This window comes from Bacillus sp. P4_D3 (assembly GCF_056401855.1).
The window spans coordinates 1-743 of record NZ_JBFUIN010001156.1 but is presented as its reverse complement, the minus strand read 5'-3'; the positions used below and the strand labels follow the sequence as shown (position 1 = coordinate 743).

General features: G+C 36.5%; 1 protein-coding gene. It reads right to left on the bottom strand.

Annotated elements, in window-relative coordinates; all coding sequences use genetic code 11:
- Positions 1-743, bottom strand: a 743-nt coding sequence (locus tag AC1DTM_RS29950) for an RNA-guided endonuclease TnpB family protein (protein ID WP_477001643.1), incomplete at both ends; no start/stop codon positions are given.

Here is a 743-nt window from a genome sequence, read left to right as displayed (position 1 = left end):
AAATTCGTAGCCAATTCTTTCGACTTATGATGAAGGAAATTCTTACGTTGATTGGCGACCTTTTCATGCAACTTCGCTACACRGATSCGTTGTTTATTCCAACGYRCTGARYCTTKYACACGTCTTGCTAATACTCGTTGTGCYTTTGCTAATCGGTCCARCATCTGACGATAAAAGCGAGGATAATTGGCTTTCTCATCTTCGCTACTCACGTACAATTCAGCCATTGCGAAGTCTAATCCAACTACACTTTCTACTTCTTTYTGAACAATTTCCTTTTCATATTCAGTYAAGACAGACACATAATACTTWCCGGTTGGTGTCATCGAAATCGTGCATGATTTRATGATATRRTTTTGYGGKATCTCTCTATGTTGTTTCAGTCGYACYAWTTTYAGTTTCGGTAATTTGATATAACCATGAAATAACATAATATTTCCGTTTACTCGATTCGTTGTATARGATTTTCTACTCTTTCTACTTTTGAATGTAGGAAAATCAYKTTGACCACTAAAAAAATTYTYATAMGCRGTTTGCAAGTTTAATTGAGCRTTKGCCAATGCCAATGAATCGACTTCTTTCAACCATTCATACTCYACTTTGTATTTTGCAGGMGTAGGGAATTTTTGTTTCTTYAGTTCTTCYTTGTTCTCTTTGTACGTTTCGTATACTTCTTTCCGCTCAGCCAGCATTTTATTATACACAAAGCGTACACACCCGAAAGTTTTACGTATCAGRTAGGC